The organism is Rhodococcus sp. DMU1 (assembly GCF_012272955.1).
Taxonomy (GTDB): domain Bacteria; phylum Actinomycetota; class Actinomycetes; order Mycobacteriales; family Mycobacteriaceae; genus Rhodococcus; species Rhodococcus aetherivorans.
Genome location: NZ_CP050953.1, coordinates 172,486 through 197,815 on the forward strand (window position 1 = coordinate 172,486; position 25,330 = coordinate 197,815).

The following is a 25,330-nucleotide window of genomic DNA, read 5'->3' on the forward strand; positions in this document are numbered from 1 at the left end:
TCACCAGGTAGTGGCGGGCGCAGTTCACTGAGCGCTCACGTGTAGAGCTGCGCCAAACGTAGCCCGATGGTGATCGTCAGTCTGTCTTCGGCACAGTTCAGGTTAAGTCCATACTTGGACTCAATCCTCTTGAGTCGGCTGTAGACGGTCGAACGGTGCATATGGAAATCAGCTGCGATTCTGTCGACCTCGCCGTTGCGGTTGAGATACTCGCGCAAAACTCCGACCATTTCGGCCCGCTCGTGGGCGACAAGGTGCGCAACCCTCGGATCGAGAGTACGTAGTCCGCGGTCCCTGCCGAGCGTCGCAAGACTACGCCAGGAGCCGAGGTTGTCCCATCGGGAGATCGTTGGGCGATCATTCAGCAACTTCCCCACTCGAAGAGCCCGCAAGGCCTCCTCATACGACTGTCTGGCCGCCTCGAGCCCATCGACCTCGCCGCCGACACCGAAGAAGACCACCGGCGGAGGGCTGCTTTGCTTCAGAATTACTGAGAGACGATCGAGTTCTTTGTCGGATGTTCGCTCGTCTTCGTTGACAACGATGACAAGTCGGTCGTCGATCTCCGCCCAGGCTCCTTCGCCCCCCGGTGGGCCGTCCCACATGATCCGGGTGAGGTGGGAGGCGGCGTCATCCGCGAACTCGGACACGAGCACGCGGATTTGCGTAGCGCTTTCAAATGCCCGCATGAACCGAAGGCTGTCAACCCCCTCACCCCTGATTGCCGGGTCTGGACTGAGCGCCGACCGAACTGCCAGCTGAGACTGGCTGGCTCGACTCTTCTGAAGTTCGATCTCCAAACCAGCGGATACAAGCGACCTTTCGTTTACTATGTGCCAGTCGGAGGGAATCCTCTGGTCGGGGTCGAGCGCAAATATGTATCCGATCGCATGCCCCTTGTAGGGGATTGTAATGATTGTGCGAGGTAAGGCGCCGACTTCTTTGTTCTCAGGGACCCGCACAAGGCCAATTTTCGGATCGAGATACCTCTGCATCCACTCAGGCACACGCGACGGATTGCCGAGCAAGATGCCCTCTCGTCGAATAGAGTCCGACGATTCCGGCGGCTGGTGTGAAAATGCGACAATCGCGCCCAACCCTGCAGTAACCAAGATCGGTGTCTCGTATTGCAAGTACAGTAGATCGGCGATCAGCTGAGCCTGACTAGACCCCCGCATGCGTCCTCCTGCAGTTGCCGTAGTCCATGCCGGTGTCTCGAGAATACCTACTACGCCCCGTCACTTTGGTAGTTCAGACGGAGTCCGGTGCGGAACTCCGTGAGCTCCCAGATCGCGCCGCGCCCTGCCGAAGTGATGTATGCGACATCAAGATCTGGACCACCGAAGCAGATGTTGGTCACGTGCGAGTCATAAACCGGAATCTCGACGAACTCAATGATCGTCCCTTCGGGAGAGAACACAGTGATCCCTCCGAGTTCGAGCGTCGCGACGCAGACGTTGCCGTCCGCGTCTACGGCGAGCGAATCGAACATCGCACCAGAAGGTCCGTGTGACACTCGCGGCTTCTCCTCGGACAACTCGCCGGGCGCGAGCACCTTCCAGCTCGACAACCGGCCGTGTCCGGTCTCCGATACGTAGACGACCGTACCGTCAGGGGATAGGCCCACGCCGTTGGGCTGAGTCAAGGGAAGGTGTGGTCGTGCATTGTGAACGAGCTCGACAATCGCGGAGCCGTCAGCCTTTGCGTAGTACAGTCCACCGAGGTCCGCCAACCTGTCGTCCGCGCGGCCGGTGTCGGTGAAGTAGAAGCCCCCGTGTGCGTCGAAGACAATGTCGTTGGGTCTGAGGAGCGGCCGCCCGTCGCATTCGGTGTACAACTGCGTGACTTCGCCATTCAAGCCCACCCTCTGGACTCCTGGCGGAGCAACGCTCACCGGAACGCCGTTCGGGTCCCCGCCCTTGAATCCGTTGTGTGATGCGAAGGCCATGCCGCCATTGTTGACGACGTACAAGTACCCGTCGGGCCCGAGCGCGGCTCCGTTGGGGCCACCCTTCGTTTCGGCCAAAGTCTGCGTTCTTCCGGACGCGGGGTCCACCGCCACCAAGATCCCGTGTTCGACGTCCGTTACTACGAGGCGCCCATCTTGCAGGATCGTCGGTCCTTCCAAGAACCCTAGACCGCTGATGATTTCGCGGAATTGCACGTTGTACTCCTAACCAATTCGTCGACTCTCGATACTCTCCGGTCGTAACAGCGGACGTCAGTGCGCGTGTGTCGCATGATCTGCACGAGACTGCCGACGGGCGTCGCTTTCTGGCGGTTGTTTCCGGTCTCGCTGCACGTCCGCACGAGAAACCGAGAAGCACTACCCGGTTCGACTTGATCGCGACCGCGCACCCTTCACCCCGTAGCGGCAGTCCAATGCACGGGCGCAGACTAGCGGATCGGGTGGTCGGAGCGGGCCCTCAGTCAGAGAGGAAGTCCCGGTCACGCTCGGGACGTCTCTCTCGCGCGCAGTTCCTTACGGAGGATCTTGCCGCTTGTGGACTTGGGGATCTGGTCGATGAACTCGACGATCCGGATCTTCTTGTGTGGTGCGATGCGGGCGGCGACGAAGGCGAGCACCTCGTCGGCGGTGAGGAGGTGTCCGGGCTGCCGAACCACAAATGCCTTCGGGATCTCCTCACCGTCGGCGTCCTGGATGCCGATAACCGCCGCGTCGGCGACAGCTGGATGGTTGAGTAGAAGTGCTTCGAGTTCGGCGGGAGGCACCTGGTAACCCTTGTACTTGATCAGCTCTTTGACTCGATCGACGATGTGGAACAGGCCGCTCGGCTCCACGGTGGCAATATCGCCGGTATGCAGGAATCCGTCCTCGTCGAGGGTCTCATTGGTGGCCTGGGGGTTGTGCAGGTAGCCGACCATGACGTTGGGCCCGCGAACCCACAATTCGCCGGGCTCGCCCGGGGCGACATCGGCACCGGTCGCGGGGTCGACCAGCCTACACTCGATGTTCGGCAGCGCGTACCCGATGCTGCTGAGGTCATCGTCTGGGCGGGCTGGATCCATCATGTGGCTGGTCGGGGAGAGCTCGGTCATCCCGTATCCTTGCAGGACCATGCAACCGAGCCGGTCGCCGACCGCGCGCCCCAGGGTGGCGTCCAGGGACGCGGCGCCGGAGACCACCCCCTCGATGCTGGAGACGTCATACCTGGTGAGGTCGGTCTGCTTGGCCAAGGCGACGGCGATCGGCGGCGCTATGTAGACCCAGGTCACCCGGTGCTCGGCAACGACGCGCAGGAACTCGTCGAGGTCGAATCGAGGCATCGTGACGAGGGTGGCGCGCCGTAGCAGCGCCTGGTTCATGATCACGGTCATGCCGTAGATGTGGAAGAAGGGCAGCACCGCGAGGATGACCGACGCGCTGTGCGTCGGTGTGATCGCAGCAGTCTGGACAAGGTTCGCCACCACATTGCGGTGCGTCAGCATCACACCCTTGGGCAGTCCCGTGGTCCCCGAGGAGTAGGGCAGTACGGCCACACTCGAGGGCTTGCTGATCAGCTCCGGTGCCACGGCGTCGGTGGCGATCAGCTCGGCCAGCGAGGTGTAGCCGGCCGCCTCGTCCAGAACGAAGATCGCCTCTCGTGTGAGACCGGCTGCGATGGCCGCCTCGCTGGCACGTTCCAGGCATGCAGCGACCGTGAAGAGCGCTTTTGCGCCGGAGTCGACGAGCTGGTGTGCGAACTCTGGAGCCGAGTAGAGCGAGTTGGCGCTCGTGACGACCGCGTTGGCCCGCAGGATGCCGTGAAACGCTGTCACCCAGTTCGGGGAGTTCGGCGCGAAGATGGCGACCACATCGTCGGCCCGGATACCGCGGGCATGCAGTGCCCCGGCCAGCCGGCGCACGGTCTGCTCCAGGTCGGCATAGGTCACCGACTCCCCACTGGCTCCGTCCACGACTGCGGTCGAGCCGGCCCGCTCGCCGAACCCGCTCCCGAACAGTAGTTCTGGCACGGTCACGTTCGGGATCTCCACCGGCGGGTAGGGGCTGGTGATCGGCACCGGACGGCTACCGTTGGTCTTGGTCTTTCTCGAGGTCATGAGGGTCCTCTCGGTACGCTGCGAGGCCCGGCCGGTCAGAGCCAGGACGGGTCGAGCTCGACACAGGTCCGGTCCAGCCCGGCGAGCAGGTCGAGCTGCGGGCCGGTCCGCGGGAGTTCGTAGCGGTAGAAATATCTGGCTGCCGCATGCTTGCCGCGACGCAGATCGTCGTCGCCGCCCGCTGCAGCCAGGAATTGTTCCAGCCACACCCAAGCCAGGACGATGTGCCCGGTCGCCTCCAGGTAGATCGAGGCGTTGGCAAGCCGGACAGTCAGATCCTGTTCGTTGTGGATGCGGTGGGTGACGTCGACCAGTCGGGTCAGCGCCGCGTCGAGCTGCGCGGCCATCTCGGCGGTCTCACCACCGCTGCCGAGTCCGGTCTCGATGGTCGAGCGCAGGAGGGTCTCCAGCGCCTGCAGTCCGGCACCGCCGCCCATCAAGGTCTTGCGGCCGAGCAGGTCGATGCCCTGGATTCCGTGGGTGCCTTCGTGGATCGGGTTGAGCCGGTTGTCGCGGTAGTGCTGCTCGACGTCGTACTCCCGGGTGTAGCCGTACCCGCCGAGCACCTGGATCGCGAGGTCGTTGGCCTCGACGCACCATTGCGACGGCCAGCTCTTCGCGACGGGGGTGAGGACGTCGAGGAGCAGCGCGGCGTGGGCTCGTTCGTCCTCGCTGTCGGCGGAGGCTTTCTCGTCGAGGAGCTTCCCACAAAAGAGGATCAGTCCAAGGGCGCCTTCGACGTACGACTTCTGCGCCAGGAGCATTCTGCGTACGTCGGCGTGCTCGGTGAGAGCGATTTGCGGCTGTGTGGGGTCCTTCGCTTCCGGCGCGCGCCCCTGGGTCCGGGTGCGTGCGTAGTCGAGGGACTTCAGATAGCCGGTGTATCCGAGGGCGGCGGCGCCCGCTCCGACTCCGATCCGGGCCTCGTTCATCATGTGGAACATGTAGGTGAGCCCTTGATGAGGCTGCCCGACGAGGTAGCCGACCGCTCCGGACTGGCCGCCGGGAGTGTGGACGCCCTCACCGAAGTTCAGCATCGTGTTGGTGGTGCCGCGGTAGCCCATCTTGTGGTTCAGGCCGGCGAGCACGACGTCGTTGCGTTCGCCGATCGAGCCGTCGTCGTTGACCAGGAATTTCGGCACGACGAACAAGGAAATGCCTTTCACGCCCGGTGGCCCGCCGGGGATCTTGGCCAGGACGAGGTGCACGATGTTGTCGCCGAGTTCGTGGTCACCTGCCGAGATCCACATCTTGTTGCCGAAGACGCGGTAGGTGCCGTCTCCCGCTTCTTCGGCGCGGGTCGTGATGTCGCTGAGTGACGACCCGGCCTGGGGCTCGGACAGGCACATGGTGCCGTGGAACCGTCCCTCGACCATCGGACGGACGAAGGTCGCGACGAGCTGGGGTGCGGCGTGTGCCAGCAGCAGGTTGGCGTTGGCGATCGTGAGGAACGAGTAGGACCAGGTGCCGGCGTTGGCGGCGGCAAACCAGGCACTGCACGCGGCGTGGACCACGTGCGGTAGTTGAAGTCCTCCGGCATCGGTGTCCATCGTCGCGGCGAGCACGCCGGACTCGGCGACAGCGTCGATCGCAGGTTTGACCGCGTCGTGGACCACCACGCGACCGTCGACGAACTGCGGTTCCTGGACGTCGTTGGTCCGGTTGTGCGGGGCGAAGCGTTCGGTGGCGATGTCGGCGCACAACTCGAGTACGGCGTCGAAGGTTTCGCGTGAGTGCTCGGCGAACCGCTTTCGAGCGGTCAGCTCATCGGCGTGAAGCCAGTCGTAAAGCAAGAACTCGAGGTCGGGTCGGGACAGCAGGAGCGACTGCGGTGTCATGTGTTCCCCTTGGCGGATAGTTGTGAGGTACTCATCGATTGAGGGCCAGACCGCCGTCGACGGTGAGTAACGCGCCCGTGACGAAGCCGGCCGCGCGGGAACTGAGGTAGACGACGGTCCCGGCGATGTCGTCGGGTTCGCCGAGTCGTCCCAGGGGCGTTTGTGCGATGAAATCGTCCGAGCGTTCCTCGAGGGTCTTGGCCATCATCTTCGTGGAGAAGGGTCCCGGCGCGATGGTGTTGCAGGTGATGCTGCGGGGTCCCAATTCGACAGCGAGGACACGGGTGAGGTGGTGGAGACCGGCCTTGCTCGCCGCGTAGGAGTAGTTCGGCAGCGAGGGCACGCTGAGCCCGTCCACCGAGCCGATATTGATGATCCTGCTGGGTGACTGGGTCGTCGCAGTCTTGCTGAGGTCCGGCAGGAACGCCTGGGTCAGGAAGAACGGGGACTTCAGATTGAGGTCCAGGACTTTGTCCCAGGCGGTGGCGGGGAAGTCCTCGATAGGTGCACCCCACGTGGCTCCGGCGTTGTTGACGAGGATGTGCACCTCGTCGTGGCGTGCTCGGACCGCGTCCGCGAGTCGGTGACATTCCTCTTCGCGCGACAGGTCTGCCGGGATGGCTGTCACCTCCCCGAACTTCGCCAGCTGCACACGTGCCGTCTCGCACGCCTCCGTCTTCCGGGAGGAGATGACGACAGACGCACCTGCCTCGAGCAGGCCTTGCGCAATCATCAAACCGATTCCTCGGCTCCCGCCGGTCACCACGGCCGTCCGGCCACTGAGGTCAAACAAGGTGCTCATCGAGGGCTCCAGACATGCAGGGCGCGGCCCGATATGTCCCCCGACCCGGTCGCGGGGTCCGAGGGCGCGTGCCACACGTGAGATGAGATGACACCGGGGTCATCCTGGGTGACGGCGTCGAACCGTCCGGGGAGGTAGCTGGTCATTGGTCCTGCCGATCAGATGGAGATACCGCCGTCGACGGGCAGGACCACGCCAGTGATGTAGGCAGCCTCGTCGGAGGCGAGGAACGCGACCGCGGCGGCCATCTCCGACGGTGCGGCGAAGCGCTGCATCGGGATCTGCTCGGTCAGCTGGGCGAGCTTGTCCGCGGGAATCGACTCGATCATCCGGGTTTGGGCGTTCGGTGAGATCGCGTTGACCGTGACCCCGAAGCGTGCCAGCTCCTTCGCCGCGGTTTTGGTGAACCCGATGATGCCGGCCTTGGCCATGGCGTAGTTCGACTGGCCAGGGTTGCCATGGAGACCGGTGAACGAGGTGACGTTGATCACTCGCCCGCCGCCCTGCCTGCGGAAATGCGGCACCGCGGCGCGGGTGAACCGGAAGGTGCCGCCGGCGTGCACGGCCATCACGGCTTCGTAATCGTCATCGCTGATCTTCCACAACATTGCGTCGCGGAGGATGCCCGCATTGTTGACCAGAACGTCGAGACGTCCGGTGTCGGAGATCACCCGCTCGACGACCGCCTCGACCTCGGCGGTCTGCGCGACATCGGCGGCCAGTCCCACCGCACCGATCTCTTTGGCCGCCAGCTCGACGGCGTCCGCATCGAAGTCCACCAGGTAGACCGTGGCGCCCGCGGCCCGGAAGTTCTCACCGATCGCCTTGCCGACGCCGCGGCCCGCCCCGGTCACGACGACGGTGCGACCGGTGAAGTCGAAGGTCAGGTTGGTCATCAGGACAGCCTTTCGTAGATGATTGCCATGCCTTGGCCGCCGCCGACGCACATGGTCTCCAGACCGATGCTCTTGTCCCTGGCGCGCAGCCCGTTGAGCAGGGTGGTGGTGATGCGGGCGCCGGTCATGCCGAACGGGTGCCCGACGGCGATCGCGCCGCCGTGCACGTTGAGCTTGTCGCCGAACGGGTCGATGCCCAGGTCACGAGCCGACGGGATGACCTGCGCCGCGAAGGCCTCGTTGAGCTCGACCAGGTCCACGTCGTCGATCGTCATGCCGGCACGGGCCAGGGCCTGCTTCGACGCCTCGACCGGGCCGTAACCCATGATCTCCGGGGACAGCCCGGTGACGCCGGTGGAGATCACGCGGGCCAGCGGGGTCAGACCCAGGTCGCGCGCCTTCGTGTCGGACATGATGATCAGGGCGGCAGCGCCATCGTTGAGAGGACAGCAGTTGCCCGCGGTGACCAGGCCATCCGGCCGGAACACCGGCTTGAGCTGGGCCACCGATTCGTAGGTGACGCCGGCGCGGGGACCGTCGTCGGTGCTGACGACGGTGCCGTCCGGCAGGGTGACGGGGCTGATCTCACGGGCGTAGAACCCCTCCGCGATGGCCCGCTCGGCAAGGTTCTGCGAGCGCACGCCGAAATGGTCCATCTCCTCGCGAGTCACGCCCTTTGCGCGGGCAAGGTTCTCCGCGGTCTGGCCCATGGCGATGTAGACGTCCGGCAGCGCCCCGTCGTCGCGGGGATCGGTCCAGGCGTCGGTGCCGGACTCGGCGGTGGCGACCGTGCGGGCCTCGGCGTCGGCGAACAGCGGATTGTGCGTGCCGGGAAGCTCGTCGGAGCTCCCTTTGTCGTACCGGGACACCGTCTCGACGCCGGCCGAGACGAAGACGTCGCCCTCGCCAGCCTTGATCGCATGCAGAGCCATGCGGGTGGTCTGCACCGACGACGAACAATAGCGGGTGATGGTCGTGCCGGGCACCGAATCCAGCCCGAGCAGCACCGACACCACCCGCCCCATGTTGTAACCCTGTTCGCCACCGGGCAGTCCGCAACCGAGCATCAGGTCGTCGATCTCGCTCGGGTCGAGCGCGGGCACCTGATCGAGGGCTGCGCGCACCATCTGCGCGGCCAGCTCGTCCGGACGCATGTCCCTGAGCGAGCCCTTACGCGCCCGGCCGATCGGGGACCGCGCGGCGGCAACAATCACTGCTTCAGTCATCCACACTCCCAGGTTACTAACTGATTAGTAAGCACTATAGGGGCACAACTCCGGTGAGCACAAGTAGTGAGATTCTGAAAGCGGAACACGAGGAGAGCGGGTCGATGATCACCACGCAAGACCAGGAGGCCGCAGTCGACGCGGAAATGGAAATCCTTGCCGCGGAAGATCCCTGGCGAGATCTACCGCTGACCGCGCGAATGGTGGTCGAGTCGGCATTGCCAGTGGGTCCTCGGTCCCCGCATCGCCCATCCGGCGGTCCTCGAGCTCCTGTCCCGCTGCGGTGGACCGGCCGGAATCCGCAAGGCCGGCAGGCGCAAGCTCACCGCGATCGCGGTCAAGCACGCGCCCCGCATGGGCACCCGACTTGTCGACGAGATCCTCGCCGCCCTCGACGAGCAGACCGTGGTGGTGCCCGGCACCACGGCCGCCGAAACCGTTCTCCCCAAACTCGTTGATTCACTGAAAGTAACTCTGTTACAATGCAAAACGGTCGCTGCGGACGTGGAGAGGGCCCTCGATGACCACCCTCTTTCCCCAGTCCTGACCTCGATGCCCGGCATCGACGTCAGGACGGCAGCTCGGATCCTGATCGAGGTCGGCGACGGCTCCGCCGCGCACCTGGCGGCCTACGCCGGCATCGCACCGGTCACCCGTAAATCGGGCTCATCGATCCGTGGCGAGCACCCGGCCCGATCCGGGAACAAGAAAGAAACTCAAACGCGCACTGTTCCTGTCCGCATTCTCCGCCCTCCATGACCCCACCAGTCGCGCCTACTACGACAAGAAAAGGGACGAGAAGAAGAAGCACAACGCGGCCCTGATCTGCCTCGCCGACGCCGCTGCGATGTTCTCTACGCCATGCTGAAAACAAGGAACTCTACCGGGCACTGCTCCCCTAAGCGGCTTGGTCGCCAAGTTCGGTATGACTTCTTGCCCCTGTCTCTCGAATGTCCCGGGGGGTGGTGTCGCCGAACCTGGTGGCGTCGATGGACCGCTGATAGGGACAGGGCCACCGGATTTGCGGTAGGTCTCTTCGTAACGTGGGTGCCGGGTGTCGACGTCGGATCGGTGACCGTCCGGAGCGGAACGAAAGGCACGCTTCATGGACCCGACCTACGCCGTGTTCTGCGGCGTTGACGTGGGCAAAGGTGAACACCACGCCGTCGCACTCGGCACCTCGGGAACCCGACTGTTCGACAAGGCCCTGCCCAACGACGAGGCGAAGCTGCGGGACGTGTTCGGTCGCCTGGCCGAACACGGCCCGGTGCTGGTGATCGTCGATCAGCCGAACACGATCGGCGCCCTGCCGGTCACCGTCGCCCGAGCCTGTGGCCTGACGTGGCCTACCTGCCGGGGCTGACGATGCGCCGCGTCGCCGACCTCTACCCCGGCCAGGCGAAGACAGATGCCCGCGATGCGTTCATCATCGCCGACACCGCCCGGACCATGCCGCACACGCTGCGCCGGGTCGACGTCGGTGACGAGGCCCTGGCCGAGCTCGGGGTCCTCGTCGGGTTCGACGACGACCTTGCCGGGGAGGCCACCCGAATCAGCAACCGTATTCGCGGATTGCTCACCGGAATCCACCCCGCCCTCGAACGCATTCTCGGCCCCAGGATCGCGCATCCAGCCGTGCTCGAAATCCTGTCGCGATGCGGTGGACCGGTCGGCATCCGCAAGGCCGGCAAGCGCCGGCTCACCGCACTCGCGACCAAGCACGCCCCGCGAATGGGCACCCGCCTCGCCGAGGAAATCCTTGCCGCCCTGGATGCACAAACGGTGGCGGTTCCGGGCAGCAACGCCGCCGAGATCGTCCTGCCGAAACTGGCCGATTCGTTGAAAGAGGTTTTGCAACAGCGTAAAAGTATTGCCGACGACGTGGAGAGGATGCTCGATGACCACCCTCTTTCGAAGGTCCTGACCTCGATGCCCGGCATCGACGTCAGGACTGCAGCTCGCATCCTGCTCGAGGTCGGCGACGGCTCGACGTTCGCTTCGGCGGCGCATCTGGCGGCCTACGCCGGCATTGCGCCGGTGACTCACCGTTCCGGCTCGTCGATCCGTGGTGAGCACCCCGCCCGGTCGGGCAATCGCAAACTCAAACGGGTGTTGTTCCTGTCCGCGTTCGCTGCGTTGCACGACCCGACCAGTCGCGCCTACTACGACCGGAAACGCGCTGAGGGCAAGAAGCTTGGGCGCCGCGTTGATTTGTCTCGCTCGCCGTCGCTGCGATGTCCTTTACGCGATGCTCAAGAACAAGACCTTCTACCGCACCCCCGCTGCTGCCGCCGCTTGACGAAACCATAGGGACACCCCCCGGCCGGGGTGGCGACACGGGTCCGTGCCGCCACTGCCTGACGATCTGTCACGTCGTATCCGCCGACCGGCAGGTTCGACGTACCCCAGGGATTCCTCTCAGGTGAGTGCGTGGCCTTTCAGCGCGGCGAGGATGTCCTGCACCCGGTCCTTGGCGTCACCGAAGAGCATCTGGGTGTTCTCCCGGAAGAACAGCGGGTTCTGCACGCCCGCGTAACCAGTGGCCATGGACCGCTTGAACACCACGACGTCGGCGGACTCCCAGACACGGAGCACCGGCATCCCGGCGATCGGGCTGGCTGGGTCCTCGGCGGCGGCCGGGTTCACGGTGTCATTGGCCCCGATGACCAGCACGACATCCGTCTCGGCGAGGTCGTCGTTGATCTCGTCCATCTCCAGAACGATGTCATACGGCACCTGCACCTCGGCGAGCAGCACGTTCATGTGCCCGGGCAGCCGACCGGCCACCGGGTGCACCCCGAACCGCACCCCGACACCCTGCTCGCGCAGCTGGCGGGTCAACTCCGCGACCGGGTACTGCGCCTGCGCCACGGCCATCCCGTACCCGGGGGTGATGACCACCGACCTGGCCGCGGCCAGCAACTCGGCCACACCAGCTGCGTCGATTTCCCGATGTTCGCCGGTCACTTCCGCTCCGCCCGACGACGCGGGTGCACCGAAACCACCGGCGATGACGGAGATGAACGAGCGGTTCATCGCTTTGCACATCACGTAGGACAGGAACGCACCCGAGGAACCGACGAGCGCACCGGTGATGATCAGCAGGTCGTTGGACAACAAGAAGCCCGACGCCGCCGCGGCCCAGCCGGAGTAGCTGTTGAGCATCGACACGACCACCGGCATGTCGCCGCCGCCGATCGAGGCCACCAGGTGAACCCCCAGCAGCAACGCCAGGACCGTCACCACGCCGAGCAGCCACCATGTAGGGGTGATGACGAACAGCACCGTGAGCGCGGCGAACGCCACCAGCGCACCGAGGTTGAGCACATTCTTGCCCGGCAGCTGCAGCGGTTTCGACGCGATCTTCGCCGACAGCTTGAGGTAGGCGACGATCGAGCCGGTGAATGTCACCGCGCCGATGAACACGCCGACCACGACCTCGCCGTGATGGATGCCGAGCAGCGCCCCGGTCAGGTCCGTGTGGCCACTCGAGACTTCGAGGAAGCCGTTCCAGCCGACGAGCACCGCCGCGAGACCGACGAAGCTGTGCATCAGGGCGATCAGCTCCGGCATGCCGGTCATCTCGACGACTCGGGCCCGCCACAACCCGATGGCACCGCCGATCACCACCGTGACCGCAAGCAAAACGATCCCGAGACCGGACGCCGATTCGAGCGCCGTCGCCACGGTCGCGATCAGGGCGATGCCCATGCCGATCACGCCGAAAAGAACACCGGCGCGGGATGTCTCGTGTTTGGACAGCCCCGCGAGGCTGATCACGAACAGCAGGGCGGCGATGAGATAGGCCGCCGTCGTCCACGACGAAGCATTCATTTTCTACCTCAGCTCCTCGAGAACATCGACAGCATGCGGCGGGTCACCGCGAAGCCACCGACGATGTTGATTGCGGCCAGCAGGACGGCGACCGCACCCAGCGCGGGGACCAGCATTCCGTTGCCGCCCGAGCCACCGGTGCCGATCTGCAGGATGGCACCGACGACGATGATTCCCGAGATCGCGTTGGTCACCGACATCAGCGGTGTGTGCAGGGCGTGGTGCACGTTCCCGATCACGTAGAAGCCGATCACCACGGCCAGGACGAAGACCGTCAGGTGCCCCGCGAGCTCGGCCGGTGCGAACGCGGTGGCCAAAAACAACGCCACCGCGCCGACGATCCCCACGGCGGCCCGGGCAAACGGTAACCGGGGTTTCTTCGGTGTCGGTTCGACCTTCGTGTCCGCGGCGTGCGCGGCAGGGGCCGGGGCGGCGCTCACCGACACCGGCGGCGGCGGCCACAGCGTCTGGCCCTGGTGGGCGACGGTCAGCCCGCGCTGCACCACGTCGTCGAGATCGAGCACCAGCTGCCCGTCCTTGGCGGGGGTGAGCAGCTTGAGCAGGTTGAGCACGTTCGTGCCGTACAACTGCGAGGCCTGCGTGGGCAGCCGGCCCGGCAGGTCGGTGTAGCCGATGATCGTGACCCCGGTGTCGGTCACGACGACCTCACCGGCCACCGTGCCCGCCACGTTGCCGCCCTGCGCGGCCGCCATGTCCACGATCACGCTACCCGGCTTCATCGACGCGACCTGCGCGGCGTCGAGCAGCCTCGGGGCCGGACGGCCCGGGATCAGGGCAGTGGTGATCACGATGTCCACGTCCGCGGCCTGCTCCGAATAAATCTCCGCCGCACGCCGGTCATACTCCTGCGACGTCGCCTTCGCGTAGCCGTCGGTGCTCGCCTCCTGAGCGACCTCCACGGCCAGGTACTCGCCGCCCAACGACCTGACCTGATCGGCGACCTCGGGCCGCGGGTCGGTGGCCCGCACCACGGCGCCGAGGCTGTTCGCCGCGGCGATCGCCGAAAGTCCGGCTACACCGGCACCGGCGACGAGCACCTTCGCCGGCGGGACCTTGCCCGCCGCGGTGACCTGCCCGGTGAAAAACCGACCGAAGGCGTGCGCCGCCTCCACCACCGCCCGATAGCCGGCGATGTTCGCCATCGAGCTCAGCACATCCATCGACTGCGCTCGTGAAATCCGAGGCACCGCATCCATCGCCAGCGCCGTCACACCCCGCCGGGCCAGCGCCTCCACCCGATCCGGATCCAGCGCCGGGGCCAGCATCGCGACCACGACGCTGCCGGCACGCAACGCCGGGATCTCATCCAGCTGCGGAGCGTTGATCATCACCACGACATCCGAATCCCAGACGGGACTCGCCGAGATCTCCGCCCCGGCCGCGGCATAGGCAGTGTCGGCGAACCCGGCCCGCTCCCCCGCCCCGGACTCCACGGTCACCACATACCCGAGGTCGACGACCTTGCGCACGGTCTCCGGTGTCAGCGCAACTCGGGTCTCGGCCTTCACGGTCTCCGCCACCACCCCGATCCGCATCGATGAGGTGACGGGAGTTGGCGTGGGGGAAGAGGGTATCGGGGGACTCGCGCTCATTTGTACTCCTTACTCAGCGCATGCACGCCCGGACACCGGTCAAGACCGGTCGGGCGACAACAGATTGTTGACCTGGGCATTAATCGATCCTGGTTACCGGCTCGTCGCCTGGATGGAGCAGGAACCAGGTTCGACCACACAGATGCGGTGCCAACCTCGACTGCGGCCGCGATCGCGGCGTCCCAGTGCTGGGCGCTGCGGTAATCGGAGCGCCACGCGCGGAACCGGCGTCCCCGATGATCAGGGCCGACCGGTTGTCGATATTGGCGATACGCATGAGAAGTCTCCGAGTAGGGTTTCGGGCCTGAAAGTTAGGCTCGCTCAGTGAATCCCGCGTCGACCTTCATCTCGAGGCCGGTGATGTAGCGGGAGGCATCGGAGGCAAGGAAGAGGACTGCTTCGCTGATGTCGTGTGCGTCGACGAGATCGACGGGGAGCAGATTCGCAGAAACGTTGTTTGCCATGTCCCGGTTGTCTGCGTACCACTGGACCAGCTGGGGGTTGGTTACCATGTGCGTACTGACACCGGTGGGGTGGACGGTGTTGACGCGAATTTTGTGCGGTGCCAACTCGTTGGCGAAAGTACGCATTAGTCCGACAACGCCGTGTTTTGTGGCGGTGTAGTCGGCCATTGAGCGTAGACCCTTGATTCCGGCGGTCGAGCTGGTCAGCACGATCGATCCGCCAGCGCCACGCGCGACCATGGACGGTATGGCAGCCTTCAGCGTATGGAATGTGCCGGTGAGGTTGATGTCGATGATGTCCCGCCAGCGCTGGAGCTCGATGTCGACGCTGTCGAGCGGCCCGAACGAGTACACACCGGCATTGGCCAGGACGATGTCGATCTGGCCGAAGTGTTCGAGGCCGTTGTCTACGACTCGTTGCACGGCATCGAAGTCGCGCACGTCGGCCTCGGCGGCGACGATCTTTTGTCCGGTGGCTTCAACCAATGCAACGGTCTCCGCGAGGTCGTCACTGGTGGACATGTCGTAAGGGATCGTGCTGACGGGTTTGCAGATGTCGAGGGCGATGATGTTCGCCCCGTGCCGTGCAAGGGTGACTGCGTGCTCGCGCCCTTGGCCGCGGGCCGCGCCAGTGATGAAGGCTATTTTTCCCTGAAGTGATGAGGTCATCGTCGGCTCCGTTTCAGTGGGTGAGGTTCTGTACTTCGGCCGACGCCAGCCAGGGGTAACGCTGGGTGTCGTCGCCGGCGTAGTCGGGGTCGAAGTAGATGAAGCAGCGGTGGATCTTGTGGTCACGAATTTCGAAGACGTCGCTGAAAGGTCGTCCGGACGCATGTCCCTGAGCGAGCCCTTACGCGCCCGGCCGATCGGGATCGCGCGGCGGCGAGAATCACTGCTTCGGTCATCGACATTCCTCATCGCGTTACTAATTGATTAGTAAGCACCCTAGGGGGAAGATCGCAGTGAGCACAAGTGGTGAGATCTTTGGAGCGCAGCACGAGGGGAGCGGGTGGATGATCACCAGTCATGACCAGGAGGCCGCAGTCGGCGCGGCAGTGGAGATTCTTGCCGCGGAGGATCCGTGGCGAGATCTACCACCGACCGCGAAGTTGGTCGTTGAGTCCGCCGTGCGCTCGTTCGCCGACCGCGGCTTCCATGCCACCACGCTCAAGCACATCGCCGCCGGATCGGGACTGAGCACCGCCGCGCTGTACGTGCATTTCGGCTCGAAGGACGAGTTGCTGTACGAGATCAGCCGTCGAGGTCACGAGAGCGCTCTGACGATCGTGGAGAAGGCCGCCGCGCTCGAGCCCGCGGACCATGCTTTCCACACGCTCGTCTATGTCTTCGCGCGCTGGCACGCCGAGCGGCACACCGTTGCCCGAGTCGTCCAGTATCAGCTCAACGCCCTGACCGGTGTACAGGCCGAGAAGATTGCGGACATCCGCAGACGGACAGAGCATGTGGTCCGTCGCGTCGTCGCCGCAGTATCCACCACCGGTGATGACGACATCGACCTGCGGGGCCTCAGCGCCGCGGTCATCTCACTCGGCATCGACGTTGCCCGGTGGTACCAGCCCGACGGGCGCTATACACCCGACGAGGTCGGCCGACTGCAGTGCAGGCTTGCAGCTCGCCTCCTGCAGCTGGGATCGCACTCAGCTTCATCTAACTGAGACGGTCTGAAACCGTTCGCGGCACACGGGTGGACCCCCAACGACTTCAACACAATGCTCGATGAAAGGTCGAAGCGAAAAGGGCATCGCCAAGAGACGAGGAGCCAAACTCGCCGCCGACTTGCTATCAACCTGCTCGACGGACAGGCCAGGGCGGGTGCGGAAATAAACTCGGCTAGCTAGCTCGAATGTCTTGTAACGCTACGCCGCGCGCCGCCAGTGTTCCGGTCTGTCACACTATCGGACAATGTTTCGGGCTTCGGTGAAGCCATACTTAGAGTATGTCTCATTTGGGAAGCTTCTTCCAGCACGTCAGCGCGGCGGCGAGTTGGAGAAATCCGGCGAAGTGCTCGCCGTGACGTTCGTAGCGGATCGTCAGCCGGCGGTAGCCGCTCAGCCACGCCAGGGTGCGTTCGATCTTCCACCGGTACCGCCCGAGACGCTCGCTGCTGTCGACGCCACGGCGAGCGATCCGCGGGACGATGCCCCGCTGACGCAGCCACCGACGGTGCACGGGGTAGTCGTAGCCCTTGTCCGCCCGCAACCGGTCGGGTCGCCGGCGCCACGGACCACGACGCGACCGGACCGCCGGGATCGCGGCCACCATGGGCTGCAGCATGACGCTGTCATGGGTGTTCGCCGAGGTCACCGCGGTGACGAGTGGGATCCCGTCGGCGTCGGTGAGGACGTGGATCTTCGAGCCGTTCTTGCCCCGGTCGACCGGACTGGGACCGGTCAGAGAGCCCCCCTTTTCGCCCGGACGTGCGCGGCGTCCAGGATCGCCGCGGACCAGTCCAGGTCCCCGCCGGCGCCGAGTCGGTCGAGGACTTGGCGGTGCAGCTCGTCGAACACCCCGGCCTTTACCCAGGCCGCGAAGCGGCGGTGCGCGGTCGGGACGCTGACCCCGAACGACGGTGGCAGGTGCCGCCAGGCGCAGCCACTGGTGAGCACGGTAGACGACGGCGGTGAACACCGCCCGATCATCGAGCGCCGCCCGGCCGCCGCCCTGCGGCCTCGGCGAGAACCGAGGCAGCAGCGGTTCGACGATCTCCCACAACGCATCCGGCACCAACCGAGTAGACAACGCATCGACCACGCCATGCATCATGCCGCACACAGGATCCGACCCATACAAGACACGCTCTTATGGGCATTCCTCAGGACGCATCGTTGACAGCCAGCAACTGGGGCACCCGCAATGAGCTCGAAGAAGTGTTGGCGCTCGCCCAACGCGGCAGACTCATCTCAAATGTCGAGAAGTTTCCACTGTCTGCCATCAACGATGTCTTTACCCGACTGGCAAACGGACTCGTTCCCGGCAGGGCAGTCATCGTCCCATAACGATATCTCGCAACACCGAGACCAGCACCCGGCCTCCGCTGTGCTGGCCTCGGTGTCGGCCTCCGCTCCCCATTCTCGCGGAAGACGTACCATCCGTGGTCGGACTCGTCCAACTCGAGGAGGGCCCCCGCGTGGTCTCTCGACTTGTCAATGTCGACGATGTCGAGCTGATACCGGGACTCAAATTGAAGGTGAGATTCGATGGCATCGACGGCGACACAGTGCTGGCGACGTTCGAGCCCGAATAGTCTGTAAGACATCGGCACTCCGCACTGCGGCGCCGCCCACATGGGCGGGGCGGCATGCGGAGTGCCGTCGTATATCTGCCCGTGCCGGTCGGCGTATCGGCGACTCGACGTCTTGAGCAGGGCGCTGCCTGAACGTCGTCGAACCATGGCTGCGCGCGGTCTCTCGCCCCTGAGTGAGACTTCGGCGCAGCGTGGCCAGAAGAGACAACATCCTGTCCGCTTCGGTCATTCCCGCCGTCCCCACCACGACGTAATGTTCGTCACACACGGTGACCAGGGCGGCCTGGGTCACACAGGAGGTAGCCCCGTGTGAACGTTCGCTCCTAGCTCTTCTGTCACCTGTGTCGCCGGACCGCAAGCGTCCCAATCGTATTCTCGACCAACGGATCGGATAAAACATTCATGCTGACCAAAGCCGCAATCCTGCCCGAAATCGGTGCCGAGTGGGAGATCCAAGAGATCGAGCTGGGTGATCCGATCGTCGGAGAAGTGCAGGTCCGCCTCGCGGCCTCCGGACTGTGCCACTCCGATGAGCACATGGCCACCGGCGCGAGCCCGGTTCCTTTCCTGCCGCTGCTCGGTGGCCACGAGGGCGCGGGCGTTGTCACCAAAGTCGGTCCCGGCGTGCGCGGCATCGAGGAGGGCGACCACGTCGTCCTGGCCTTCACCCCGGCGTGCGGAACCTGCCGCCCGTGTGCCTCAGGTCTTCAGAATCTATGCGACGAGGGTGCCGGCTTGATGACCGGTCGATCCATCGCCGATGGCTCATTCCGCGCCAAGACACCCGACGGCAAGCCGTTGCTGCAGATGTGCCTGCTCGGCACATTCGCCCCGTACGTCACCGTCAATCAGGCATCGGTTGTCAAGATCGAGAAGGACATTCCTCTCGAGGCAGCGGCGCTCCTCGGCTGCGGTGTCTCGACCGGTTGGGGGTCGGCCACCGCGATCGGAAGAACCCGACCCGGCGACACGGTCGTCGTCGTGGGCATCGGTGGAGTCGGGATCAACGCAGTCCAGGGCGCCGCCGCGGCGGGGGCGCGCTACGTGGTTGCCGTCGATCCGGTGGCGTTCAAGCAGAAGAAGGCGCTGGAGTTCGGCGCGACACACGTCTTCGACTCGATGGCAGATGCGCAGGCAGCACTGCCGGACCTCACCTGGGGTCGTCTGGCCGAGCTCGTCGTGCTGACCGTCGGGGAGGTCGAGGGCCACCACATCCAGGAGGCACTCTCGCTCACCGCGAAGGGCGGCCAGGTCGTGGTGACCGCGGTCGCCCACCACGCCACCAACGAAGTCAATCTCAATCTCTTCGAGCTGACCTTGCTGCAGAAGCGCGTCCAGGGCGCGATCTTCGGTGGCGTCAGCCCGCGAACCCAGATTCCCAGCCTCCTTGAGCAGTACCGCGTCGGCAACCTCAAGCTCGAGGAACTGGTCACGCCCTACCGGCTCGAGGACATCAACCAGGGATGGCAGGACATGCGCGACGGCAAGAACCTGCGCGGAGTCATCCGCTACACGGAAGCGGACTACTGAGCGCACCGTCCACCGTCCCACTCTTGACGAAATGAGTTCCCTGACATGAACGTGCACGACACGCATTACATCGGCGGTGCCTGGCGACCCTCGACGAGCACCGAGTACATCCCCGTGGTCAACCCGGCCACCGGGGAAGAGATCACCAAGGTCGTCGCCGGGACGAGGGCCGACGTCGATGCGGCGGTCGATGCCGCCGCCGCCGCCGCACCAGCCTGGTCCCAGACCTCCGTTGAGGATCGTGCCAAGTTCCTGTCGGGTATCGCCGAGGGAATCACGGAGCGACTCGAGGACATCGCCGGCCTGTTGAGCAGCGAGATCGGGGCACCGATCGGATTCGCCCGCGCAGTACAGGTACCGCTGGCGATCAACAGCTTCAGCCACGCAGCCGAAACCGCTGCCGAGTTCGACTTCGAGTACCCCGAAGGGAACTCGACCATCGTGCACGAGCCCTTCGGTGTGGTCGGTGCCATCACGCCGTGGAACTACCCGCTGTTCATGGTGGCCGAGAAGGTCGCCTACGCGCTCGCGGCGGGCAACACAGTCGTGCTCAAGCCCAGCGAGGTCGCCCCGCTGAGCACCATCTCGCTCGTCGAGATCTTCGAGTCCGTGGGGGTGCCCCCCGGCGTGTTGAACGTGGTGTTCGGCACCGGTCCGGTCGTCGGTGAGGCCATCGCCGCACACCCCGAGATCGGGCTGATCACCTTCACCGGATCCACCAGGGCAGGCCAGCGGGTCGCCGAACTCGCCGCACGCACGGTCAAACGCGTCACGCTGGAACTCGGCGGCAAGAGCCCCACCGTGGTGTTGGAGGATGCCGACCTGTCGGCGGCCATCCCGGTCGCGGTGCAGGGCGCGATGATGAACTCAGGCCAGACCTGTTCGGCACTGACCCGTCTGGTCGTGCCACGGGACAAGCAGGCCGAGGTCGAGTCGATCGTGACGGAGACGCTGGCCAACTACACAGTCGGCGACCCTTCCGACGACAACACCGTCCTGGGTCCCCTCGTCTCGGCGGCACAACAGCAACGAGTCCTGGACTACATCGAACGTGGGAAAGCCGAGGGCGCACGCGTGGTCACCGGCGGCGGCACCGGCCGTCCGCAGGAAGACCAGGGAGCGTACGTAGAGCCCACGGTCTTCGCGGACGTCGACACCTCCATGGTGATCCATCAGGAGGAGATCTTCGGGCCGGTGCTCGTGATCGAACCCTACGACGACGAAGAAGATGCGGCGCGGATCGCCAACGATTCCGTGTACGGTCTCGCCGGGGCGGTGTGGTCGGGCGATCCCGCACATGCGCATGCGTTCGCCCGTCGCATCAAGGCGGGCCAGGTCTCGATAAACGGGGGCGCTTTCGACCCGAATGCGCCGTTCGGCGGCTACAAGCAGTCAGGCGTTGGTCGACAGGCGGGCCGTTTCGGTCTTCAGGAGTTCCTCGAGGTCAAAGCGCTTCAAGGCTGACCACCGGCGGTGGTCGCCGGAGCCAACCGGCGACCGCCGCCCAGCAAGATCACTATCACGAGGAGAACGATTCCCATGCCTCTAGAACCAGTATCCCAAGCCATGTTGGCCCAGATGGCCGAGGACGGAGCACCTGCAATCCACGAGTCGACACCCGCAATCGCCCGCATGACCGGACCGATCATGGCCGGTTTGAGCGGCCCGGGCCCGGAGGTCGGCAGCGTCCGCAATCTCAAGCTGGAGGGCAATGGCGGAAAGTTCCGAGTCCGTGTGCTCCGACCCGAGGCCCCGTCGCAAGCGATCATCGTGTACTTCCACGGCGGCGGCTGGGTTCTCGGCGACATCGACCTGCAATACGACAATGTGGCCCGCTCGCTGGTGAACGCGACGCAGTCGACGGTGGTGCTCGTCAACTACCGGAAAGCACCCGAACACCCCTTTCCCACGGCCATCGAGGACAGCTACGTCGGACTCTCCTGGGTCAACGATCACGCGGGCGAGCTCGCACCGGAGGGGGTTCCGCTGATAGTCGCCGGCGACAGTGCCGGGGGCAATATCGCCGCCGTCATGACGCAGTGGGCCCGTGACAAGGCCGGGCCGCGGATCGACTACCAGGTCCTCGTCTACCCGGTGACCGACTGCGACCTGAACACGGATTCTTACCTTGCCGAAGAAAACCAACTGATGCTCAGCAGAGACACCATGATCTGGTTTTGGGACCACTATCTCGCCGATCCGGAGGCACGCAAGCACCCCGATGCGTCCCCACTGCGCGCCGAGAGTCTCGCAGGGCTGCCGCCGGCGCTGGTGTACGTCGCCGAGTACGACCCCTTGCACGACGAGGGCATCGCCTACGCGAAAGCGTTGGAATCCGCCGGGGTGCCGGTGACGCTCGACGAGGCCGAGGGGCAGATGCATGCATTCTTCCAGATGGTCAACATCCTGCCCGGAGCCGAACAAGGCCTGCGGCTCGTTGCCGAACACTTGAACAGTCACATCGCTTCGCTGGGTGGGGAGAGTCTGATCAATGCCTGACCATGACGTCATCATCATCGGTGCCGGCTTCGCCGGCCTGTATCAACTCTATCGACTGCGCGAGCTCGGCTACGACGCCCGTGTCATCGAAGCCGGCGGAGACGTCGGCGGCACCTGGTACTGGAACCGCTACCCGGGGGCACGCTGCGACGTCCCGTCGATCGAATACTCGTACTCTTTCGACCCGGATCTCGAACAGGAATGGAACTGGAGCGAACGGTACGCCGCGCAGCCGGAGATCCTCTCCTATGTGCAGCACGTGGCGCAGCGCTACGACCTGCGCAAGGACATCACTTTCAACACACGCGTCGACAGGATGGAATGGGACGACGAGGCGGGCCAGTGGACGGTGCTGACCGACGACGGCGCATCGCGCACCGCGCGTCATGTCATCGCGGCGACCGGGTGCCTTTCGGTACCCACTCAACCCGTCTTCGACGGGGCGGATGATTTCCGCGGCGAGCTGTACTCGACTTCTAGCTGGCCGCACGACGGTGTCGAATTGGCCGGCAAGAAGGTCGCGGTGATCGGCACCGGCTCGTCGGGTGTACAGACGATCACCGCGATCGCACCGGTCGTCGGTGAGCTGACCGTGTTCCAGCGCACGCCGGTATTTGCGGTGCCGGCGCACAACGGACCGAACGCCGAGCGTCTGGCCGACGCGAAGACCCGCTATCGCGAGATTCGGGAGAGCAGCCGGATGACCCTCGGCGGACTCCAGTGCGACGATGGCAAGCGCCTGCTGGTGGAGACCGACCCTGCGGAGGTCGAGCGCGAACTCGATCGGCGCTGGGCCAACGGTGGCCTGTGTTTCCAGAACAGCTTCAAAGACATCGTGACCGACGCTCAGGCCAACGAGGTCGCTGCGGACTACATCCGTCGGCAGATCCGGGAGAAGGTCACCGACCCCGATCTGGTCGAGAAGCTGTTACCCCACTACCCGGTCGCGACCAAGCGGCTGTGTGTGGATACCGGTTATTACGAGGTGTACAACCAGGACAATGTGTCGCTGGTCGATATCCGGGAGCGCCCGATCCGCCGTATCACCGAGCGCGGGATCGTCGCTGGCGACACCGAGCATGAGTTCGATGTCATCATCCTGGCAACCGGATTCGATGCAATGACCGGTGCGCTCAACTCGATCGACATCCGCAACGGCGAGAAGTCTCTGCGAGACAAGTGGGCTCACGGCCCGCGCACCTACCTCGGTCTGATGTCGGCGGATTTCCCGAACCTCTTCTTCATCACCGGTCCGCAGAGTCCATCGGTTCTGTCCAACATGCTGACGTCCATCGAGTACCACGTCGACTGGATTGCCCGCGCCATGGAGCACATGCGCAAGCACGGATTGAGGCGTATCCAGGCCGAGGCCGACGTCGAGGACAACTGGGTGAACACCACCAACGACCTCGCGGACCTGACCCTCATGCCGCAGGCCGCGTCGTGGTACATGGGCGCTAACATCCCGGGCAAGCAACGGGTTTTCATGCCTTTCGTCGGTGGCGTCGGCACCTACAAGCAAATCGGCGACGGCGTCGAGGTGGCGCACTACCACGGCTTCGAGATGGTCTGACCCGCCTCGGCCCTGTCACCTCGGATGGCTTCCTGATCGTCCGGGGTGACAGGGCCGAGTCGGGTGTTCCGGTTTGTGTCGCCGTCGTGGACGGCGGCCCGGAAATGCCCTGCCCCTGAGACCTTCCCGCGTTGATTTTCACCAGAAACCAGCAACTAAAGGAGCAGCAAATGGCCGAGGTCATGACCGATGAGCGCGCGATCATCGAGGTGGGAATGCGCTATGCACGCAGTATCGACACCCGGGATCAGGAAGGATTCATGTCGTGCTTCACCGCCGACGCGGCCTTCGGGCTGCCGAAGCTTCGAACCCAGGCTGTTTTGGATCAGACGCTGCAATTCCTGACCGAGTTGTTCTCCGGCACCCAGCACGTCACTACGCAGTTCCACGTCGAGGTGTCGGGCGACGAAGCATCGATGCACTCTTACTACATCGCCACTCACGTATGGCGTCAGCAGCTTTCCGACCCGCTGTTCGTGATGGGCGGCTTCTACGAGGATTCCCTGATTCGCACGCCCGACGGTTGGCGAATCCGCGATCGCCTTCTCAAGAATGTCTGGGTGACTGGCGACCGCGACGCCATCGCCGCAGCCGGAATGGGAGAACTCTTAGAGTGAGGCCTGGGGGCTGCGACGTCCGTGGTCGGATGTGAGTAGCTCGGCTGGATGGAAGTGCCTCGCAGAGAAGCCGACGGCACGCCCTACGCAACTTCGCTAAATCGATCCCGCTTCGGAGGAGGAATTTGTGAGCAACAACTTTGAAGGCAAGACCGCGCTCGTCACTGGCGGAGGGTCAGGACTGGGGGAAGCTATCAGCAAAGACCTCGCGAAGAACGGTGCCAACGTCGTCGTCTTCGACCTCAACATCGATGAAGCCACGCGTGTCGTGAACGACATTACGGCCGCAGGCGGTATCGCAGTTCAGTTCTCGGGCGACGCGGCCGTCGCCGAGGACGGCAAGAAGGCTGTCGAACTTGCGGTCGCGACCTACGGTGCCCTCAACTATGCCGTCAATAATGCTGGAGTCGTCGGTGCCGACGTTCCGGTTGGAGACCTTGACCTTGAGGACTGGGACCGGGTCATTGGCATCAATCTGAGCGGAGTCCTCTACGGAATGCGCTACCAGATCCCGGCTATTCTTGCTTCGGGCGCCGCGGAAGGCGCCATTGTGAACATAGCCTCGGTCCATGGCGCCGTCGCCGCCCCTGGCTACGCGGCATATACTGCGGCCAAGCATGGTGTGGTGGGTCTGACCAGGAATGCTGCGGCTGAATACGGAGCTCAGGGGCTGCGCGTCAATGCGATCGGGCCCGGTTACATCAACACACCGATGATGGTCCCCGCGCCGGAGGAAGTTGTCACTGCGATCAAAGCGAAGCATCCGCTCGGCCGCCTGGGACAGCCGGAGGAGATCGCTAACGTGACCACGTTCCTCCTCTCCGACAAAGCCAGTTTCATGACCGGCTCGTATGTGCGCGTTGACGGCGGCTACACCGCAGTCTGAGCGTCAGTGCAGATACGTCCCTGGAGTGGTGGGGTTTGATTCGGCGAGGCGGCGTGAAGCAGGTGCCCATCGGCAAGATCTTCGGTGTGTACGGCCAACCACGCAGTGAAAGAGAATCACCGGCAGCCTCGCCGCTCTTCCCTGTCCGAACTTGTTCGAGGCGTTCCGCGCCGGTGAGAGGGTGGCTTCGCCGTGGAGGCCGGGCGGCAACCGCAAGGGCTTGGT

17 protein-coding genes and 3 pseudogenes are annotated in these 25,330 nt (G+C 64.7%); 9 read left to right on the top strand and 11 right to left on the bottom strand.

Annotated features, from left to right (window positions below):
• Positions 1-35 precede the first annotated feature (35 nt).
• The 7 genes from HFP48_RS28875 to HFP48_RS28905 all read right to left on the bottom strand — a co-directional run bounded on the left by HFP48_RS28875 (position 36) and on the right by HFP48_RS28905 (position 8,824).
• Positions 36-1,007 (bottom strand): helix-turn-helix domain-containing protein, encoded by a 972-nt coding sequence (locus HFP48_RS28875; protein ID WP_168580803.1) that lies wholly within the window; start codon positions 1,005-1,007, stop codon positions 36-38.
• A 221-nt stretch (positions 1,008-1,228) separates the two neighbouring features.
• The gene (locus HFP48_RS28880; protein ID WP_168580804.1) at positions 1,229-2,164 is read right to left on the bottom strand and encodes an SMP-30/gluconolactonase/LRE family protein; all 936 of its coding nucleotides are present in this window, start codon (positions 2,162-2,164) and stop codon (positions 1,229-1,231) included.
• Positions 2,165-2,448: 284 nt separating this feature from the next.
• Positions 2,449-4,062, bottom strand: coding sequence for an AMP-binding protein (locus tag HFP48_RS28885; RefSeq protein WP_246872612.1), 1,614 nt, complete (start codon positions 4,060-4,062; stop codon positions 2,449-2,451).
• 35 nt (positions 4,063-4,097) lie between these two features.
• Positions 4,098-5,900 (bottom strand): acyl-CoA dehydrogenase, encoded by a 1,803-nt coding sequence (locus HFP48_RS28890; RefSeq protein ID WP_168580805.1) that lies wholly within the window; start codon positions 5,898-5,900, stop codon positions 4,098-4,100.
• A 31-nt stretch (positions 5,901-5,931) separates the two neighbouring features.
• Positions 5,932-6,702, bottom strand: a complete 771-nt coding sequence (locus HFP48_RS28895; RefSeq protein ID WP_168580806.1) for a glucose 1-dehydrogenase — start codon at positions 6,700-6,702, stop codon at positions 5,932-5,934.
• A 158-nt stretch (positions 6,703-6,860) separates the two neighbouring features.
• Positions 6,861-7,598 carry an SDR family NAD(P)-dependent oxidoreductase gene (locus HFP48_RS28900; RefSeq protein WP_168580807.1) on the bottom strand — a complete coding sequence of 246 codons (738 nt, stop codon included), beginning with the start codon at positions 7,596-7,598 and terminating at the stop codon, positions 6,861-6,863.
• Entirely contained in the window at positions 7,598-8,824 is a 1,227-nt protein-coding gene (locus HFP48_RS28905) for an acetyl-CoA C-acetyltransferase (protein WP_168580808.1), read from the bottom strand. The genes HFP48_RS28900 and HFP48_RS28905 overlap by 1 nt, the downstream gene beginning before the upstream one ends.
• Before the next feature lie 228 nt (positions 8,825-9,052).
• On the opposite strand from HFP48_RS28905, the pseudogene HFP48_RS28910 reads away from it, so the two are divergent.
• A pseudogene (locus tag HFP48_RS28910) lies at positions 9,053-9,726 on the top strand (transposase); the annotation flags it as partial.
• Between the two features lie 203 nt (positions 9,727-9,929).
• Positions 9,930-11,123 (top strand): annotated as a pseudogene (locus HFP48_RS28915) (IS110 family transposase).
• 119 nt (positions 11,124-11,242) lie between these two features.
• Here the strand turns inward: HFP48_RS28915 and pntB are convergent.
• The 3 genes from pntB to HFP48_RS28930 form a co-directional block, all read right to left on the bottom strand.
• Positions 11,243-12,658, bottom strand: coding sequence for a Re/Si-specific NAD(P)(+) transhydrogenase subunit beta (gene pntB / locus HFP48_RS28920; RefSeq protein ID WP_168580809.1), 1,416 nt, complete (start codon positions 12,656-12,658; stop codon positions 11,243-11,245).
• 8 nt (positions 12,659-12,666) lie between these two features.
• Positions 12,667-14,214 carry a Re/Si-specific NAD(P)(+) transhydrogenase subunit alpha gene (locus HFP48_RS28925; RefSeq protein WP_168581137.1) on the bottom strand — a complete coding sequence of 516 codons (1,548 nt, stop codon included), beginning with the start codon at positions 14,212-14,214 and terminating at the stop codon, positions 12,667-12,669.
• A gap of 368 nt (positions 14,215-14,582) precedes the next feature.
• Entirely contained in the window at positions 14,583-15,404 is an 822-nt protein-coding gene (locus HFP48_RS28930) for a mycofactocin-coupled SDR family oxidoreductase (protein ID WP_168580810.1), read from the bottom strand.
• A gap of 386 nt (positions 15,405-15,790) precedes the next feature.
• Here HFP48_RS28930 and HFP48_RS28935 point away from each other — a divergent pair, with 386 nt between their 5' ends.
• Positions 15,791-16,411, top strand: a complete 621-nt coding sequence (locus HFP48_RS28935) for a TetR/AcrR family transcriptional regulator (protein ID WP_246872613.1) — start codon at positions 15,791-15,793, stop codon at positions 16,409-16,411.
• 286 nt (positions 16,412-16,697) lie between these two features.
• On the opposite strand, the pseudogene HFP48_RS28940 reads toward HFP48_RS28935, so the two are convergent.
• Positions 16,698-17,516 (bottom strand): annotated as a pseudogene (locus tag HFP48_RS28940) (IS5 family transposase).
• An 886-nt stretch (positions 17,517-18,402) separates the two neighbouring features.
• Here HFP48_RS28940 and HFP48_RS28950 point away from each other — a divergent pair.
• The 6 genes from HFP48_RS28950 to HFP48_RS28975 all read left to right on the top strand — a co-directional run bounded on the left by HFP48_RS28950 (position 18,403) and on the right by HFP48_RS28975 (position 25,105).
• Positions 18,403-19,530: an NDMA-dependent alcohol dehydrogenase gene (locus HFP48_RS28950; RefSeq protein WP_168580813.1), complete on the top strand. Its 1,128-nt coding sequence runs from the start codon at positions 18,403-18,405 to the stop codon at positions 19,528-19,530.
• A gap of 45 nt (positions 19,531-19,575) precedes the next feature.
• Positions 19,576-20,994: an aldehyde dehydrogenase family protein gene (locus HFP48_RS28955; RefSeq protein WP_168580814.1), complete on the top strand. Its 1,419-nt coding sequence runs from the start codon at positions 19,576-19,578 to the stop codon at positions 20,992-20,994.
• 75 nt (positions 20,995-21,069) lie between these two features.
• A complete protein-coding gene (locus HFP48_RS28960; RefSeq protein WP_168580815.1) occupies positions 21,070-22,029 on the top strand; it encodes an alpha/beta hydrolase in 960 nt (319 codons plus the stop codon).
• On the top strand, positions 22,022-23,602 hold the full coding sequence (locus HFP48_RS28965) for an NAD(P)/FAD-dependent oxidoreductase (protein WP_168580816.1): 1,581 nt from the start codon (positions 22,022-22,024) through the stop codon (positions 23,600-23,602). The genes HFP48_RS28960 and HFP48_RS28965 overlap by 8 nt, the downstream gene beginning before the upstream one ends.
• A 170-nt stretch (positions 23,603-23,772) precedes the next feature.
• Positions 23,773-24,219: a nuclear transport factor 2 family protein gene (locus HFP48_RS28970; protein WP_168580817.1), complete on the top strand. Its 447-nt coding sequence runs from the start codon at positions 23,773-23,775 to the stop codon at positions 24,217-24,219.
• Positions 24,220-24,346: 127 nt separating this feature from the next.
• Positions 24,347-25,105, top strand: a complete 759-nt coding sequence (locus HFP48_RS28975) for a glucose 1-dehydrogenase (protein ID WP_168580818.1) — start codon at positions 24,347-24,349, stop codon at positions 25,103-25,105.
• The last annotated feature ends 225 nt before the right edge of the window (positions 25,106-25,330 follow it).